The organism is Pseudomonas sp. Pseusp10 (genome assembly GCF_059492225.1).
In genome coordinates this window covers 1,616,224-1,632,682 of the sequence record NZ_CP168528.1, presented here as the reverse complement: position 1 = coordinate 1,632,682, position 16,459 = coordinate 1,616,224, and the positions used below count along the sequence as shown (strand labels likewise).

The window sequence follows — 16,459 nt, the reverse complement described above, 5'->3', positions numbered from 1 at the left end:
TTTTTTTGGCCTGACTGTTCGATTTACGTCACCATATGAGCCACTCAAAACAATAACGGGATGATTTATGCGTTTTCCTTCGATGACAGCCCTTCGCGCGCTGGATGCGGTTGCCCGCACAGGCAGCGTGTCGATCGCAGCCCGTGAACTGAACCTGACCCGCAGCGCCATCAGCCACCAGATCAGCAAGCTTGAGGAATGTGTCGGTTTCGCCCTGACCGAGCGCATTGGCCGGGGCATCGGCCTGACGTATCAGGGCGAACGCTATGCGCGGGAAGTGCACGGGATTCTGTTGAACCTGCTGGACGCCGGGCAGTTGGTCGATGACCAGGAGATTTCCGGACGGCTGTGTGTCAGTTGCGCGCCGGGGTTCGCCACCTATTGGCTGTGCCACCACATCGGCGCCTTCTTGCGGCAGTACCCGCAAGTGCAATTGCAGCTGATCTCGCCGCGGACACCGGACGACACCAACAACCCCGCCACCGATCTGTTCATTGCCTACGGCATCGGCGACTGGCCGGAAATGGTCGTTGAAGAGATTGTGGCGCTGCGCTTTTTCCCGGTGTGCAGCCCGCGCCTGATCAACGCATTGAGCGGGCTGAAAAACCCGCAGGAACTCAGTGCCTACCCGCTGCTGCACATGACCGACTATTCGGACTGGCGCGTGTGGCTGACCGCTGCCGGTGCTTCAGGGGTCAACGCGACGAGCGGCATCCTGTTCTCCGACGCCCACTGCGCGCAATCCGCCTGCATAGCCGGCCAGGGCATCGCCATCGGCGACAACCTGATCAGCGGCGATGCCTTGTCCAAGGGTTTGCTGGTACGTCCGTTCGACATCAGCATCGACCTGCACCGTGGCTATTACCTGGTCGCCGACCCACAAAAAGCCGATCGCGCGGTGGTCCAGGCCTTCAGCAACTGGGTCAAGACACAGCTGCAATCGTCCCACCAGACCTGGCAGGACACCCTGTAAAAGCACATCACATTCCCCTGTGGGAGCGAGCTTGCTCGCGATGAGGCCACCACAGTCACCATTGATGTCGCCTGATACATCGCTATCGCGAGCAAGCTCGCTCCCACAGGGTAGAAGCTCTATTTCGGGGCCTCTGGCCGAGGCGAAATACACAGCTTATTTGTTCAATAAAACTAACCAATACGAGCAAAATAATTCCATTGATGTAGCGATATTTTTAACAATAATAAGCCCAAAGCCCATTTCGGATTCGCATCCGTCCTCGTACGTCTTATGGGCAATAAAAAGAGGAACTCCATAGTGTCCAGCCGTTCAGCGATTCAGCTTAGCGCTCAAGGTATCAGCCAGTATTACGGCCGTTTCGCGGCGCTGGATAACGTCGATCTCGACGTTCGCCAAGGCGAATTTCTTACCCTGCTGGGTCCGTCCGGCTCGGGCAAGACCACCTTGCTGATGATACTGGCCGGTTTCCTCAGCCCGACCTCGGGCAAGTTGATGGAACAAGGCGTCGACATCATCAAGCGCTCCGCCGAGAAGCGGAACTACGGCATGGTGTTCCAGGGTTATGCGCTGTTCCCGCACATGAGCGTGGCCGACAACGTCGCCTACCCGCTGCGCATCCGTAAAGTCGCGGCCGAAGAACGCAACCGCCGGGTCAAGCACATCCTTGAAGTGGTCGGCCTCGGTGCGCACATGCACAAGAAACCCGCCGAGATGTCCGGTGGTCAGCAGCAGCGCGTGGCGATTGCCCGGGCGCTGGTGTTCGAGCCGGAACTGCTGTTGCTCGACGAGCCGCTGTCGGCGCTGGACAAGAACCTGCGCGAACAGCTGCAAACCGAGCTGCAACGCATCCACCGTCAGGTCGGCACCAGTTTCGTGTTCGTCACCCACGACCAGAACGAAGCGTTGGCGCTGTCCTCGCGCATCGCGATCTTCAACCACGGCAAGCTGACTCAGGTCGACACCCCGGAAAACATCTACAACCGCCCCGAGAGTCGTTTCGTTGCCGAGTTCCTGGGCAAGATGAACCTGTTCGCGCTGGATAACCTGACCCGCAACGGCCAGACCGCCAGCGGCCGCTGCGGCACCAGCGTATTGCATGCCCAGGCGCCGAACGCACTGAGCCAGGCGCCGATCGTACTGGCCGTGCGCCCCGAGCACATGGAACTGCACAGCGAGTGCCCGACCCGGGACGGCTACAACGTGATGCCCGCACAACTCACCGACAAGGTCTATCAAGGCTCCAGTACCCATCTGGCACTCAAGGTCGGCGGCGATACGTTGCCGATCAACCTGTCCGTCCCCGGCAATCACCCAGGCGCGTCGATGGCCAGCGGTGCACCGGTGTGGCTGAGCTGGCCGGTGCAGCAAAGCTTTCTGCTACAGGCCTGACCCCAAAAAAGCTGCGTCACAAAGCTCTCTTCCAATGACAACAAAAAGGCCGGTGTCCACGCAGACACCCGCCAACTGAGGACTTGCCCATGCGCCAGGATCACCAACAAGACTGCATCGAAGTGCTTATCGAAAAGGCCCGCGACGGTCAGATCAACCGTCGCACCTTCATCCAGGCCATGGGCCTGCTGGCCGCGGTGCCATTGGCGCTGCGCAGCGGCATCAGCTGGTCGGCGGACAAGCCGCTGGTGGTGGTCAACTGGGGTGGCGATGCTCTCAACGCGTTCCGTTCGGCGTGGACCGACACCTTCACCAAGAACACCGGCATCCAGGTGCGCATCGACGGCGCCGGCCCGACCGAAGGCGCAATCCGCTCGCAACTGGCCAGCGGTCAACCAAGCTGGGACGTGGTCGACGTCGAGAGCTACAGCGCCATCGTGCTGGGCCGGGAAAAGATCCTGCAGCCGCTGGACTACAACGTGATCAAGCGCGATCAAGTGGCCCCGGCGCTCTCCTCCGATTTCGGCATCGCCAGCTACCAGTTCAGCTATGTCATGGCCTGGGACAGCGCAAAATTCGGCGACAACGGGCCGAAGACCTGGGCCGATTTCTGGGACGTGAAGAAATTCCCCGGCAAGCGCACGTTGTACAAGTGGATGAACGGCATGCTCGAGGCGGCGTTGCTGGCCGACGGAGTTCCGGCCGATCAGCTGTACCCGCTGGACGTGCCGAGGGCGATGAAGAAGATCGACGAGATCAAGCCTCACGTCCTGTCGTTCTGGAGCTCGGGTGCCGAGAGTCAGCAATTGATGGTCGACGGTGAAGTGTCGGTGGGCGCGATCTGGCACACCCGCGCCAAGCTGCTCAGCGAAGACACCGACAACCGCGTGCGCTGGAGCTTCGACAACGGCTTCATCAATTCCAGCAGCTGGGCCGTGCTGAACGGCAACCCGGGCGGCACTCAACCTACCATGCAGTTCATCCAGCAAGCGTTGCAACCCGAAGGCCAGCTCAAGCTGTTTGAATTGCTGGGCAACGGCCCGTCGAACAGCGCCACGGAAAAACTGATGTCGGCCAAGCAACTGGAAGGCAACTGCGCGTCCGAAGACAACCTGAAAAAACAGATCGCTCTCAATGCCCAGTGGTACGCCGACAACTACTCCAAAGCCCTGGAAGAGTATCTGACGCGGTTGTCCAAGTGAGCCATTGACCATGACTACGACCCTGACCTCAACCCTGACCACCCCCAAGCCCCGCTTCAGTTCGCCGGGCCTGGAGCGCAGCATGCTGCTGTTCCCGCTGCCGGTGTTGCTGTTGGTCTTCTACGTGCTGCCGTTTCTCGGCGTGGTCGGCTGGAGCTTCTCACTGCCCACTCCGGGCATCGAGCAGTACCAGCGCATCGCCACGGACCCGGCGATCCACGAAATGCTCTGGCGCACCTTGCGCCTGTGCCTGACCGTCAGTGGCCTGGCCTTGGTGATCGGTTATCTGCTGGCCTACTGCTGGGTGTTCAGCCCGCCGTTCTGGCAGCGGGTGGTGGAGATCTGCATCTTCATCCCGTTCTGGATTTCGGTGCTGGTACGGGCCTTTGGCTGGTTGATCGCCCTGCGCAGCAACGGTGTGCTCAATAACGGTTTGATAGACATGGGCCTGATCGATCAGCCGCTGCAACTGAGCCGCAATGAAATCGGCGTGGTCATCGGCATGCTCCACGTGATGATCCCGTACGCGGTGTTCCCGCTGCTGTCGACCATGCGTCAACTCGACCAACGTGTGCTCATGGCCTCGCGCGGCCTGGGTGCCGGTGCCTTGCGCACCTTCTGGCAAGTGCTGCTGCCGCAGACCCTGCCGGGCATTCTGGGCGCGTTCATCATGGTCTTCGTGTTCTGCCTGGGTTTCTTCATCACCCCGGTGCTGTTGGGTGGCGGGCAAACGGTGATGATCGCCGAGTACGTGTTCCTGCAAATGTTCCAGACCAGCAACTGGGGCCTGGGGGCGGCACTGAGCGTGGTGTTGCTGGCCCTGGTCAGCGCGCTGATCTGGGTGCTGTTGAAAATGACCCGCGTGAACCGACTGGTAGGCTGAGATCATTATGAATACCCATCGCACAAGCCTGAGTACCCGGTTGCTGGCCGTGGTCGCCATGGCCTTCATGCTGTTCCCGCTGCTGACGGTCATTCCGGTGTCGTTCACCAGCAAACGCTTCCTGTCGATGCCCGAAGGCAACTGGTCGCTGCGCCACTACGAAGCGCTGGTGAGCAACCCGGACTGGTTCCACGCCATCAGCCAGAGCCTGACCATCGCCTTGGCCACCAGCGTCATCGCCACCTTGCTGGCCGCCAGTTTCAGCCTCGGTATCTGGTACATGCGCTCCAAATGGGCCACGGCCCTGATGGGCCTGGTGCTGTTGCCAATGGCGATCCCGCCGGTGATTTCCGCACTGGTGCTGTACTTCATGGAGACCAAGCTCGGTCGCTTCGCGCCGGGCATGGGCTACGACACCCTGACCGGCGTGGTGATCGCCCACGTGATCATGGTGGTGCCGTACGGCGTGGTGACCATGCTGGTGGCCCTCAGCCAGATCGACCGGCGCATCGAACTGGCCTCGCGCAACCTTGGCGCCAGCCTGATGCAGACCACGTTCATGGTGATCCTGCCGAACCTGAAACTGGGTCTGGCCTCCACCGCGCTGTTGGGTTTCGCCCTGTCCTGGGAAGAAGTGGCGGTCACGCTGTTCATCACCAGCGTCAACGTCGACACCCTGCCCAAGCGCATCTGGAGCGGCTTGCGCGATAACGTCGACCCAAGCGTCGCGGCGATTTCGGTGTTGCTGATCAGCTTGACCTTGCTGGTATTGATCGGCCGGTTGGTGGTTCAGCATCTGGCGGACAAGCGCGCGCAGAAGCCGCAATCCCTGTAGGAGCGAGCCTGCTCGCGATGGTCTCAAGGGCACCGCGTTCACCCAGAATGAACGCGTTATCGTTAACGTCAATCGCGAGCAAGCTCGCTCCTACAAGGGAGGGGGGCGAAAAACATGACCAGCCGCCTGTTGATCCGTGACAACACCGCCCCGGTCCAATAGATTAGTCGGCCTGAAAAAGCCCCCGGGCTTTCTCGCCCCTATTCAAGTTCAAAGAAGTAGTGAAATTTCAATGTCCGATTCCAATACCGCTGAATCCGTAGTCACCTTGTCGTCCAAAGCGGAATACGAAAACTCCATCAATCTTTCACAGCACGTGCCCCAGGCGAAAACCATCAGCGAGATGGTCCTGGACGCTTTCCAGTCCACCCGCGAAAGCGACCAGATCCGCGAACTGCGCGCCGCGATCCGCCAGGCCCACGATAGCTTCGATGACGACAAGGCCTACGAGCTGATGGGTCAGCTCAAGCAGCTCAAGGACGCCGAAGCAGCGGACATCGCCGCGCTCGAAGACCTGAGCAGCAAGTTCCCGATCAGCCGCATCCTCTCCAGCTTCAAGGACGACCCGGCGTTCCAGGAAATCGTCTACGGCCTGGCCCTGAAGGTGCTGAACCAGACGCACCAGGCCATCAGCAACCCGAGCGGTGGCAAGAGCAAGGCCGCCAAGGCCAAGAAAGAAATCGAAGTGTTCACCATCAGCAAGGATGGCATCAGCGTCACCCTGCCGCTGCGCACGCCGCGCTCGCGCCTGAACGTCGACCGTGAAGCCCTGGAATTCCTCGGTTTCACCTTCGTGGGTGAAGGCGATGAGGCGGAACTGGAAAGCGAAACCTTCCTGGACAACAGCGGCGCCGAGCAAGCGGTCAACCGCAAGAACATCATCACCGCCCTGCAGCAGCAGACGGCGTTCGATGGGTACAGCATCGCCGCGCAGTAATACCTGATGTTGTGGCTAGCGAGCTTGTCTGTGGCGAGGGGGCTTGCCCCCGTTCGGCGGCGAAGCCGTCGTAAACTCGGTGAATGCGGCTTTCCTGAAAGACTCAAATAGCTTGATTGGGGTGGCTGCGCCACCCAACGGGGGCAAGCCCCCTCGCCACAGGCAAGCCCCCTCGCCACAAGGTCCTCAGCGACTGACTCAAGAGCCCCGCCATCCGTGCGGGGCTTTTTATTGCCCGTGATTCGGGCAAAACCGCGATTACTCTTCCAGTATCGACGCAGAACACCACTTCCCTTCACCCATGAGCACCACGGGTCCGCCTGCGGGGAGCGTCAACTCACTTTCCAGCCCAGACCTCGGTGGTGCAACTGCCGAGGTCATCATGAACACGACCCCCTTGTATCGCCAGCTGGCCAACCACTACCTGGACGCTATCCGCAGCGGCACCTTGAAAACCGGTGAACGCTTGCCCTCGATCCGCTTGATGATGGAAAAACACGCCGTCAGCCTGTCAACCGCCGTGCAGGTGTGCCGGGAGCTGGAAGACTATGGCGTGCTGGAGGCCCGGCCACGCTCCGGCAACTACATTCGCCAGCCCGACACCCTGCCCAAGCCCGCCCCGGCTGCCTCGGTGCCAGCGCTGGATACCAGTGCCTATGTCGGCATTCATGAACAAGTCTCAACGGTGCTCAAGGCCAGTCAGCGGGCGACGATCAAGGTCAACTTCGCCAGCGCCTACTGCGCGCCGGAGCTTTATCCGCTGAAGACCTTGCAGGACAACATGGTCAAATCCCTACGCTACGACGCCCGCCTGCTCGGTACCGCTGGCTCGACCAGCGGCAACAGCGCATTGCGCAACATCCTGGCCCGGCGGGCACTGGCCAGCAAGACCCACCTGGCCCCCGAACGGATTGTGATCACCAACGGCGCCACCGAAGCGATCAATCTGGCCTTGCGTGCGGTCACCTGCCCCGGCGACACCGTGGCCGTGGAGTCGCCGACGTTCTACGGTCTGCTGCAAATTCTCGAAAGCCTGAGCCTGCGGGTGCTGGAAGTCCCGGCCTCGGCCCACACCGGGCTCAATCTGGCGGCCCTGGAACTGCTGCTGCAAGGCCCGGAACGGGTCAAGGCATTGATCGTCATCCCCAACCTGCAAAACCCGCTGGGCAGCATCATGCCCGACGCCAACAAGGCACGGCTGGTGAAACTGTGCGCCGAGCACAACACCGTGCTGATCGAGGACGACACCTACGGCGACCTGGTGGACACCGAGCAGCCGCTGTCCACGCTCAAACACTGGGACCGCACCGACAACGTGATCTATTGCGCCTCGCTGAACAAAACCCTGGCACCGGGCATGCGCCTGGGCTGGATCAGCGCCGGCAAATGGCACGACCGTGTGGAGATGCTCAAGCATACGCAGTCCCGGGGGTGCGAAGCGTTATCGCAATTGGCGGTCAGCGAATTCATGCGCACACCGTCTTATGAACGTTACCTGCGGCGTTTGCGCAAAACCCTGACCGTACAACGCGCGCAGATGAGCGCGGCGATCACCCGTTATTTCCCCATCGGCACCAGTGTGACCCATCCGCAAGGCGGCACGCTGTTATGGGTGGAGTTGCCCCGCCGGCATTCATCCATGGCGTTTTTTCACGAGGCGCTGAAAGTCGGCATCCAGATTTCCCCTGGGGATATCTTTTCCAACACCGAGCGTTTCGATCACTTTGTGCGCATTGGCTGCGGCACGCCGTATTCGCCGCGGATTGATGAGGCTTTGCAGACGTTGGGCCAAATCCTGAAAGCTCAGGGCTAACACTACCCTCTGTGGGAGCGGGCTTGCTCGCGAAAGCGCTGTGTCAGACACATCAATGTTGAATGTGCTGACGCCTTCGCGAGCAAGCCCGCTCCCACAGGGGGACCTTCGGCAAATACAAAATCGATGAACGACAACAATCAACTGTGGGAGCGGGCTTGCTCGCGAAAGCGCTGTGTCAGTCACGTCAATGTTGAATGTGCTGACGCCTTCGCGAGCAAGCCCGATCCCACAGGTTTTTAGGGTGGGGTTCAGATCGGGGGTTGATGCAGGCAGATGATATGCGGGTCATCATTCCAGTGCGGGAAACGCTCGGCGATCAGCGGGTCGTGACCGGGGATGACGTGGTCGTCGCCATCGGCCAGGCGGTCGATCTCGGTGAAGGCTTCGAGGGTTTGCGCCAGGTCATCGAGGATCGGAAACGGGCTGCGCTCACGAATGTTGACCCACAGGTGCGCGGCATCCGAGGCCAGCACAATCCAGCCGCGCCCGGTCGCCACCCGCACCACCTGACTGCCGGGCGTATGCCCGCCCACCGGGTGCAGGGTCACGCCGGGAACCACCTCGACGATTCCACCGTGCAAGCGCATCCGCCCTTCGAACAGCGGCGGCAGCGCCGACATCACGTCCTCGACCTCGTAGGTTTTGTTCACCGTGCGATGGGACATTTTCGGCCCGGTGCAAAAACGCAGTTCTGCTTCCTGCAAATGCACGGTCGCCTTCGGGAACAGCCCGAGGTTGCCGGCATGATCCCAATGCAAATGGGTAAGGATCAGGTGCTCGACCTGCGCCGGATCGATGTCCAGTTGCCGCAGGGATTCTTCCGGCAGGCGGTACATCTGACGATTGCGCCGGTCCGCCGTGGCCGGTTGGAAACAGGTGTCGACCACGATCACCTGTTGCTCGTTGCGGATAACCCAGAAGTAGTAATCCAGTGGCATCGGCGCATTTGGATCACCGCAGCAGGCGTCGTAGAGAAAGTTCTCCCGGGCGGTGCGCTGGGCGTTGGCGCCGACGCGGATGGCGAACACTTCGTACACAGGAACGGACATAGACACCTCCGGGCTCAGGCGGCCGCCGTGGTTTTGAGGGTCGGACGGAAGTCGAAATCGATCTGGTCGCTGATGCCCAGCTCCTGTGCCAGCTTATGCAGGCCGCTGTAGTCGCGCATGATGGTCGCGTTCTTGTTGCTCTCGCGGGTGTCGGCAATGATCAGCGCCGCATCCTCGACCCCGAGTTGCGTCAGAATCGCCTCCCACATCGAGTAGTCCTGAGCGATAAAAGCACTCAGCGCCACCGACAGGTTGCGAGCGAAAAACTCCCGCTGGGTCGGCTGCATGTTCGCGTACATGACCTTCGCCACTTCGGCCAGCACCTTGCTGTGGGCATATTCGTCACGGTTGTGCAGCTCGGCCACCCGACGGTTCTGCGGCTGGATGGTCTGGTCGTCTGCCAGCAGGTCCAGATAGGCGTTGACGCTGATCTCAGCCACCACCGCAAAAGTGATCGCCGCCAGATCCCGCTGCCATTGCTCGGGCAGCTCTGCATGCAAGGCCTTCAGGCGCAGGTAAGTGACGGACGGCGGCAAGTCCAGATCCTGATCCAGTGCCCGCTCCAGTCTGGTCCGTTCGATGGCGCGCAGGTGCATCAGCGTGTGGTAGTGCTCGTCGATCAGGGTCTGTTGCATGGCCTCGCGAAAATGCCAGTCGTCCTTGCCCAGATACTGATTGGCGATGACGCTGAGTGCCGGGTTGACCACATGTTCCTCGGCGGTGACGGTGCGCAGGTTGTAGCCGATCCAGCCCCAGGTCACCACGCTGCTCTTGAGCTCGTCACTCAAGGCCTGGAATTTCGGGTGATGGAAAAACGGCACCATGCACTCCGGGTAATCCGGGCGCAGCGGGTCGAACGCTTCAATGATCTGGGCCCTGTCCGGCGCACAAACGGAGGCGCGCTTGGTCCAGGCCTGGTTGAGCCGCACGATCAGTTGATGATCGACCTGGGCGATCTCGATTGCTGTTTGCATGACGCGATACCTGTAAGGCGCGTACCCGCCAGGGGGTACGCCAAAAGAATGAAGGGCGACGGAAAAATCAGGCCAGCCAATAGCGGGTCAGGTGGCGCGCCGGGTCAGTGTAACGACTGCGCGCGTGGATCATTCGCCAGTTATCCCAAATCAGCAGGCATCCGTCGGGAATCAGCACCGGAATGTTGTGCTCGACGAAGTACGCTTCGCCGAGCACGGCAAATCTGGCCAGTGGCGAGGTGCTGTTGACGACAAGGGATTGCTGCAACGCCTCCTTGGACGGATTCACATCGCCGTAGTGAAACTGGTTGTAGCTGAAGCGGAAAATATCCCCGTCCTCCGTAGGCGTGAGGATGTACTCCTTGACCCGCCGTTGTCCCGGTTCGCCCGGTTTGGCGGTGGCGACAAACTCTACCGGCGTGTCATCGAGCCATTCGCGCAGCTGCGGCTCGCTGCGTTCGAGGACGCGGAGAAACTCATAACCGTCCACCAGGCCGGTATGCCCGCCGCCACAGGTCGCCTGTTTATGGCAATGCAACGCCAGGTAGCGCGGCGGCGGCCCGTACACCGGCGCCTCGGTGTGCGGGCCGATGCCGTTCATGCTCTGGGAGTACGGCAAGTCTTCGTAACCCGGTTTGCGGGTAATGGGAAAAGCCATCTGGCCGTTGAACTGCGGAATGATCGGACCGAACTCTTGCAAGGTGCCTACGACATCATCGGCAAATTCGTCCGGAGTCAGCACCGTCCAGCCCAACGTCGACAGTTCTTCATGACGATGGCCGAGCGAAATGTAAGGTTGAGACGCAACAATCCCTTGATCTGACATGGTGAGATTCCTGGCAGGTGATCAGGCGTTTACGGTTGAGGTGTAAGCGGCAATGAAGTCGCGGCAGGCGTCGCCCGGCCGATAGCGCTGCTCATCGATGCTCTGCACCGGGGTGATTTCGGCGGCGGTGCCGGTGAGAAAACACTCGTCGAAATCGCCAAGCTCCGTAGGCAAAATCGTGCGTTCGACGACCTGATAGTCCAGCGCTTTGGCCAACTCGATCACGGTCTGCCGCGTGATGCCGTTGAGAAAACAATCCGGCAGCGGCGTGTGCAGCGTCCGGCCTTTGACGAAGAACACATTGGCGCTGGTGGCTTCGGCGACATGGCCGCGCCAGTCGAGCATCAGCGCATCGTGGTAACCCGTGTTCTCGGCATCGTGCTTGCTCAGCGTGGCGATCTGGTAATGCCCGGATGCCTTGGCTTCGAACGGGCTGCTGCTCGGTGGCGGGCGGCGCCAGCTCGCGGTTTTCAAGCGGATGCCGGCCATCCGCGCCGCCGGGTCGAAATAGCTCGGCCACTGCCAGCAAGCGACGGCCACATGTACACGGTTGAAACGCGCCGAGGTGGAAATCATGTCACTGCCACGCCAGGCCACCGGGCGCAGATAACCCTCGACGACCTGGTTGCGTTGCAGCAGTTCATGGCTCGCCGCTTCCAGTTCAGCCAGCTCATAGGGGATGGCAAAGTCCATCATTTGCGCCGAGCGATACAGCCGCTCACTGTGCTCGCGCAGCTTGAAAATCCTGCCGTTGTAGACCCGTTCGCCTTCATACACGGTGCTCGCGTAATGCAGGCCATGGGTCAACACATGCAACTGCGCCCGGGACCACTCGACGAACTCGCCGTCGAGCCAGATAACGCCCTGGCGTTGATCAAACGGGATACTGCTCATGTCCATATCTCCCCATTGCTCATGATTTTTCCTACGCCGTTTCCAGCAACACGGGTATCAATTCGGGCACCGCTGCGGGTTCGCTCTGAAAGAAAAACGAACGCTCACCGAATGCCGGCTGCAAGTCGTCGAACCAGGTCACTTGCGGATCAAAGCGCGCATAGAACGTGCGCAACACCCATAACGGATTGCGCGCCTGGAGGAACTGCAAGACGAAGACCTTTTCCCCGGCGACAGTCTCGATGCCGTTGATCAACACCTTGCCGTAGAAGGTGCTCATGGACGGCCCGCGCACTGTGCGCGCCAGCCCGGACACCGTGCGGTACGCCGCCTGGAAGATCTCGAAGGCCCGGGCCAGCGGCATCGCGAAGTAATGGCTGGGGCCGGTGTCACGCTCGACGAACATGTAATAAGGCACGGCCCCGAGCCGCACGCCTTCGGTCCACAGCTCGGCCCAATCGGCGGGGTTTTCGTTGATGTGGCGGATCACCGGCGCCTGCATGCGCAGCGTCGCCCCCGTCGAGCGGATGCGCTCGATGGCCTGACGGGCGATGGCCTGGCGGATCTCCACCGGGTGGTTGTAATGCCCCATGATCGACAGGTTTTTTCCCGCCGCGACGATGCGCCGGAACAGCTCCAGCAACTCAGGCGCATCCTTGTCGCTGACAAAACGCTGCGGCCAGTACGCCACTGATTTGGTGCCGATGCGGATGCTCTTCAGGTGTGGCAAATCCAGCAGCGGCTCGATGTAACCGGCCAGCGAGCGGGTGTTCATGATCATCGGGTCGCCGCCGGTAATCAGCACGTCCGTCACTTCGCTGTGCACCCTCAGGTAACTCACCAGCTCCCGGGACTCACGGGCATTGAACTTGAGCTCTTCTTCGCCGATGAACTGCGCCCAGCGGAAACAGAAGGTGCAGTACGCGTGACAGGTCTGACCGGCGCCGGGGAAAAACAGCACGGTTTCGCGGTACTTGTGCTGGATGCCCGACAGGACTTTTCCGTTGAGGGTGGCAACGTTGTGGGTCAACTGCCCGGCCGGATGAGGATTCATGCGCAGCCAGATCGCCTCGATCCGACGCTTGATCGCCGCGCTGTCATCCTGCTCGATCAAGTGTTTGAGCGAGGCATATTCCTCCGCCAGCAACATGTCCTTGTGGGGAAAGGTCATGCGGAAAACCGGATCGTCCGGAATGTTGTTCCAGTCGATCAGCGTGCCCAGCACGTATTCATTGGTACGAAATGGCATGACCCGGGCCACGACGGTCATGGCCTCCTGCAACGCCGGCGTCAGCTTGTGCCAGTAAGGTGTGTCGCGGATGGTGCGTGAGTTATAGGGTTTGTAGCGTTCGTGCTCCGACAGTCCTTGCATGACCGCGCTCCTGGTGATTGCCCTGAGAGTTGTTACGCGATGGCCGGCGCTTTGCGCTCTATGTCCATCCACGCCCGGACGCTGTCACGGTCCCACTGGCGACGCACATAGGCTTCGAGCCGGGCAGGCACCGGATCGCCGTTGGCAACCAGTCGGTTGAGCATGATTGCCAGGTCGGTGTCGGCAATGCTCCAGTCACCGAACAGATGCTCGGCGCCCTCTTCCAGCAAATGGTCGGCGACGAAGAACAAGCGCTCGACGGCGGCGTGGGCCTCGTCGGACAGCGCGGTGTTTTTCTTGCCGAAATACACCAGGTCAAACGGGCGCTCCTTGCGTACCACCAGCAAGTCACTGCGCAACCAGGCCTGCAATTGACGGGCACGGGCGCGCTGCTGGAAGTCCTGCGGATAAAGTTTTTTATGCCCCGGGGAGAGTTCATCGAGGTATTCGGCAATCGCCGACGATTCCGACAAGGCAAAACCTTCGTGAACCAACGTTGGAACTTTGCATGTCAGCGAAAGATCACGATAACTCGCCAGATAGTTGTCGCGAGCTTTCAGATCAACCGTAACCAGTTCAAATGAAAGTTGCTTTTCCTTGAGCGCCACAAAAGCCGACATTGCAAAAGCACTGACATAATCAGCACCGATGTACAGTTTTAGCTTCCTGTTTTCCATAGAACACTCCATTCACCAACTGCAGGGATTAACGTGCATTTGAAGTGATCGTAGTTAGTTGAATGAAGGCTGAATAGATACAGAATTTGTTCGTTTCAATCGATACAGAAAGTTGTTATTTACCGGCAGACACGCCGCCAAAACCGCTGCAAAAGGGGATACGGGGGGCAGGCCTGTAAAACAAAAAAGGGAGCCAACGAAGGTTGGCTCCCTGGGCAGATGCGGTGGGAAATTACGGCTGGGTGGTGATCAGGCCATGGCTGTCGGCAAAGTTCGAGAGCAGTGCCATTTGCGGCATGTTGCTCATGTTCAGCATCGCCAGAGGCTCGTGTTTGCTGGTGTTGACGAAGCCATGCCTGGTCCAGGCCGGCACCAGCAGCACGTCGCCGCTGCTGACGTTGACCTCATCGGCATCGCCGAGGGTCAGTACGCCGCTGCCGCACTGGATGACGAACAGATGCCACCAGGAATGGGCATGGCCGTTGAGCGTCACACCTGGATTCAGCCATTGCATGGCGATCGCCATCCCAGGTGTCACTTCACAGCCCTCAATGCTCTTGTCGTGGGCCAACGCGACAATATCAACGTCACTGGTTTCAAGGGTTTGACGCAAACCCGCCAGTTCGGTGCCTTTCCACACCTTGGGGCCTGGCGGTCGATGATGCAGACTCTGGCGAAAATCCTTATATGAAAAAAACGCACCTTGAAAGTTATCCATTCGCACGTCCTTTCTTTTTATTCCCCATACTTTAGCGCTGAACCTTAAGTTAACGGTTCAGCGCTGTAAAGCCGGGGGAATATTTTATAAAACCGATGGGCGCAAGGCGGCGATCATGTCCACTTCAATCGCGGCATTCTTGGGTAACTGATACACACCTATCGTGGTGCGTGTATGTTTACCGGCATCGCCCAGCACATGGCTGAACACATCCGAAGCGCCGTTGGCCACTTCGCTCAAATCGACAAAGTCCGCCGTGGACTTCACATAGACCGTTACCCGGATCAATGACTTGATTTTGTCCAGCGAACCAATGGCATCGACGATCAGCGCCAGGCCGCGCATCGCGCTGATGCTGGCCGCCGCTTGCGCATCGGCCATGCTGAGGTCCAGCCCGACCCGGCCGGGGTAGTGAATCTTGCCGTTCATGCGCGGCACCAGGCCGCTGATGTACAGCTCATCGTGATGACGGATCAGCGGCGCGTAATGCCCGCCGGCGGTGTTTTCGCCGTAGATGTCATAACCAAACTCTTTGGCCAGGGCGATGAAGCGTTCATCGCAGGTCATGTGCTGGATCATTGATCGAACCCTCTTAATCAGTAATGCAAAAACCTGGTGCTTGCGGGCTCAGCACACGGCGCGGGTGGCCGGTGCCAGGCAAGTCACCTCGATGCGTGACTCAATCGACTCGGCCAGACGCAACAGGTCGTTGCTCAGTTGCCCGTAGTGCTCGTTGAACAACACGATGTGGCCGATGAATGAGAAATTGTCTTTGACCAGCGCGCTGACCGAGTCGCCGATACGTTTGGCGTACTGCCCTTCCACCAGGTCGATACGCAGTGCGCGGGCCAGGACCCCGATGTCAGGCGTGGCACGCAGGATCCCGCCGGTCGGTGCCCTGAGCAGGCGAATGCCGCAGTAGCCGCGAGCCACTGGCTCATGCTGTTCGGTCCGGCCTTCCACTGCCCAGCGCACCCAGCGTTCCCACGGATCGAAATTGACGAAGGCTCGTTTGGCCAGGTCCCAGATGTGCATGCCGCCGGGACGCATGTTGGTTTCCACGGCGGAGGTCAGGTTGTCGCTGCGCAGGAACACTTCGTTGTGCCATGCACCATTGTTTCTGGACACCAATCCGGACATATGCCGACCGGCTGCCATCAAACGCGCCTGTACCTGTGCCGGAAGCGGTGCCGGTACGACTTGCTGGATCTCCGCGCGGTAGGCGCCTTCGGTGGTGGTTTTTTCAGTCACCCAGGTGCTGCCGGCCACGTAGTCCCAGCTGTATTCGCGGGCGTTCTGCACCAGCTCTTCAAGGACGATGCCGCCTTCGCGATAAGGCTTCAGGGCGAGCCAGGCGTCATCGCATTCCGAAGGGTGATGGATGACGCGACAGCCCCGGCTGGCGCCTTCGCAGGCCGGTTTGATGAAAGCCTTGCCGCCCAGTTCGACAACGCGCTGGCGCAGTTCCGGCAGGCTTTCGACTCGCGCGGAAAACACCGGTCGGTATTCTTCAGGGGAGGTGCTGGCCGCCGCTTCGAGCCGGCGAAAGATCTGTTTGTCCAGGCCCGCCCGCGCTTCGTCCGGGGTAATGCCCGGCAGGCCGAAGTGGCTGGCCAGCGCTGCACCAAGCAGCACGCCGCGATCGGAGAACGGCAGTACGCCGATCAGTTTCCAGTTGTCGGCATTCAGGCACCCCACCACCAGTTCAAGGGACGCCGCCACGTCTTTCTCGGCCAGCGAAGTGCTGCAGACGTGATCGGCCACCTGGTCGTCATGGGGCTGAATTTTCTCGACCAGCAGGATGAGCCTGGCGTTGTAGAGCGACTTGCACAGCTCGCGCAGTTTCTGGATATCGTGAACCCGATTGCCGTTGTACCCGACCACTACCACGCATGAAGTCGTATTCATTAA

Annotated in this window: 16 protein-coding genes; 7 read left to right on the top strand and 9 right to left on the bottom strand. The window is 60.2% G+C overall.

All coding sequences use genetic code 11. The features are described 5' to 3' along the window. Nucleotides 1-67 precede the first annotated feature (67 nt). From ACEN8Z_RS07320 to ACEN8Z_RS07290, 7 genes are all read left to right on the top strand, one after another. Nucleotides 68-973: a LysR substrate-binding domain-containing protein gene (locus ACEN8Z_RS07320; protein WP_310057277.1), complete on the top strand. Its 906-nt coding sequence runs from the start codon at nt 68-70 to the stop codon at nt 971-973. A gap of 300 nt (nt 974-1,273) precedes the next feature. Then, complete coding sequence (locus ACEN8Z_RS07315; protein ID WP_495597201.1) at nt 1,274-2,365, top strand: ABC transporter ATP-binding protein; 1,092 nt, start codon at nt 1,274-1,276, stop codon at nt 2,363-2,365. Nucleotides 2,366-2,454: 89 nt separating this feature from the next. Further along, a complete protein-coding gene (locus tag ACEN8Z_RS07310) occupies nt 2,455-3,567 on the top strand; it encodes an ABC transporter substrate-binding protein (RefSeq protein ID WP_007984193.1) in 1,113 nt (370 codons plus the stop codon). 10 nt (nt 3,568-3,577) lie between these two features. Further along, nucleotides 3,578-4,450, top strand: a complete 873-nt coding sequence (locus ACEN8Z_RS07305; RefSeq protein WP_495597200.1) for an ABC transporter permease — start codon at nt 3,578-3,580, stop codon at nt 4,448-4,450. A 7-nt stretch (nt 4,451-4,457) separates the two neighbouring features. Then, nucleotides 4,458-5,285, top strand: coding sequence for an ABC transporter permease (locus tag ACEN8Z_RS07300; protein ID WP_495597199.1), 828 nt, complete (start codon nt 4,458-4,460; stop codon nt 5,283-5,285). A 232-nt stretch (nt 5,286-5,517) separates the two neighbouring features. Continuing rightward, entirely contained in the window at nt 5,518-6,222 is a 705-nt protein-coding gene (locus ACEN8Z_RS07295) for a hypothetical protein (protein ID WP_108229062.1), read from the top strand. Nucleotides 6,223-6,604: 382 nt separating this feature from the next. Then, entirely contained in the window at nt 6,605-8,035 is a 1,431-nt protein-coding gene (locus tag ACEN8Z_RS07290) for an aminotransferase-like domain-containing protein (protein WP_495597198.1), read from the top strand. Nucleotides 8,036-8,286: 251 nt separating this feature from the next. Here the strand turns inward: ACEN8Z_RS07290 and ACEN8Z_RS07285 are convergent, their stop codons facing one another. The 9 genes from ACEN8Z_RS07285 to ACEN8Z_RS07245 form a co-directional block, all read right to left on the bottom strand. Beyond that, nucleotides 8,287-9,087, bottom strand: a complete 801-nt coding sequence (locus ACEN8Z_RS07285) for an N-acyl homoserine lactonase family protein (RefSeq protein ID WP_495597197.1) — start codon at nt 9,085-9,087, stop codon at nt 8,287-8,289. 14 nt (nt 9,088-9,101) lie between these two features. After that, nucleotides 9,102-10,061: a diiron oxygenase gene (locus ACEN8Z_RS07280; RefSeq protein ID WP_495597196.1), complete on the bottom strand. Its 960-nt coding sequence runs from the start codon at nt 10,059-10,061 to the stop codon at nt 9,102-9,104. A gap of 67 nt (nt 10,062-10,128) precedes the next feature. After that, nucleotides 10,129-10,887, bottom strand: a complete 759-nt coding sequence (locus tag ACEN8Z_RS07275; protein WP_495597195.1) for a TauD/TfdA family dioxygenase — start codon at nt 10,885-10,887, stop codon at nt 10,129-10,131. 21 nt (nt 10,888-10,908) lie between these two features. After that, on the bottom strand, nt 10,909-11,781 hold the full coding sequence (locus tag ACEN8Z_RS07270; RefSeq protein ID WP_495597194.1) for a branched-chain amino acid aminotransferase: 873 nt from the start codon (nt 11,779-11,781) through the stop codon (nt 10,909-10,911). Nucleotides 11,782-11,812: 31 nt separating this feature from the next. After that, a complete protein-coding gene (locus tag ACEN8Z_RS07265; protein WP_495597193.1) occupies nt 11,813-13,153 on the bottom strand; it encodes a KamA family radical SAM protein in 1,341 nt (446 codons plus the stop codon). Nucleotides 13,154-13,185: 32 nt separating this feature from the next. Beyond that, a complete protein-coding gene (gene yfcF / locus ACEN8Z_RS07260; RefSeq protein WP_495597192.1) occupies nt 13,186-13,830 on the bottom strand; it encodes a glutathione transferase in 645 nt (214 codons plus the stop codon). 232 nt (nt 13,831-14,062) lie between these two features. Then, nucleotides 14,063-14,548 (bottom strand): cupin domain-containing protein, encoded by a 486-nt coding sequence (locus tag ACEN8Z_RS07255; RefSeq protein ID WP_495597191.1) that lies wholly within the window; start codon nt 14,546-14,548, stop codon nt 14,063-14,065. Between the two features lie 84 nt (nt 14,549-14,632). Continuing rightward, nucleotides 14,633-15,127: a RidA family protein gene (locus ACEN8Z_RS07250; protein ID WP_495597190.1), complete on the bottom strand. Its 495-nt coding sequence runs from the start codon at nt 15,125-15,127 to the stop codon at nt 14,633-14,635. 48 nt (nt 15,128-15,175) lie between these two features. Beyond that, a complete protein-coding gene (locus tag ACEN8Z_RS07245; protein ID WP_495597189.1) occupies nt 15,176-16,456 on the bottom strand; it encodes an ATP-grasp domain-containing protein in 1,281 nt (426 codons plus the stop codon). Between the last annotated feature and the right edge of the window lie 3 nt (nt 16,457-16,459).

What these genes read in the sequence shown, in the direction of transcription:
- ACEN8Z_RS07245 (WP_495597189.1), bottom strand. Translation starts at nt 16,456, where the DNA reads ATGAATACGACTTCATGCGTGGTAGTGGTCGGGTACAACGGCAATCGG.
- ACEN8Z_RS07310 (WP_007984193.1), top strand. Translation starts at nt 2,455, where the DNA reads ATGCGCCAGGATCACCAACAAGACTGCATCGAAGTGCTTATCGAAAAG.
- ACEN8Z_RS07295 (WP_108229062.1), top strand. Translation starts at nt 5,518, where the DNA reads ATGTCCGATTCCAATACCGCTGAATCCGTAGTCACCTTGTCGTCCAAA.
- ACEN8Z_RS07255 (WP_495597191.1), bottom strand. Translation starts at nt 14,548, where the DNA reads ATGGATAACTTTCAAGGTGCGTTTTTTTCATATAAGGATTTTCGCCAG.
- ACEN8Z_RS07270 (WP_495597194.1), bottom strand. Translation starts at nt 11,781, where the DNA reads ATGAGCAGTATCCCGTTTGATCAACGCCAGGGCGTTATCTGGCTCGAC.
- ACEN8Z_RS07250 (WP_495597190.1), bottom strand. Translation starts at nt 15,127, where the DNA reads ATGATCCAGCACATGACCTGCGATGAACGCTTCATCGCCCTGGCCAAA.
- ACEN8Z_RS07290 (WP_495597198.1), top strand. Translation starts at nt 6,605, where the DNA reads ATGAACACGACCCCCTTGTATCGCCAGCTGGCCAACCACTACCTGGAC.
- ACEN8Z_RS07305 (WP_495597200.1), top strand. Translation starts at nt 3,578, where the DNA reads ATGACTACGACCCTGACCTCAACCCTGACCACCCCCAAGCCCCGCTTC.
- ACEN8Z_RS07285 (WP_495597197.1), bottom strand. Translation starts at nt 9,087, where the DNA reads ATGTCCGTTCCTGTGTACGAAGTGTTCGCCATCCGCGTCGGCGCCAAC.
- ACEN8Z_RS07320 (WP_310057277.1), top strand. Translation starts at nt 68, where the DNA reads ATGCGTTTTCCTTCGATGACAGCCCTTCGCGCGCTGGATGCGGTTGCC.
- ACEN8Z_RS07265 (WP_495597193.1), bottom strand. Translation starts at nt 13,153, where the DNA reads ATGCAAGGACTGTCGGAGCACGAACGCTACAAACCCTATAACTCACGC.
- ACEN8Z_RS07300 (WP_495597199.1), top strand. Translation starts at nt 4,458, where the DNA reads ATGAATACCCATCGCACAAGCCTGAGTACCCGGTTGCTGGCCGTGGTC.
- ACEN8Z_RS07275 (WP_495597195.1), bottom strand. Translation starts at nt 10,887, where the DNA reads ATGTCAGATCAAGGGATTGTTGCGTCTCAACCTTACATTTCGCTCGGC.
- yfcF (WP_495597192.1), bottom strand. Translation starts at nt 13,830, where the DNA reads ATGGAAAACAGGAAGCTAAAACTGTACATCGGTGCTGATTATGTCAGT.
- ACEN8Z_RS07280 (WP_495597196.1), bottom strand. Translation starts at nt 10,061, where the DNA reads ATGCAAACAGCAATCGAGATCGCCCAGGTCGATCATCAACTGATCGTG.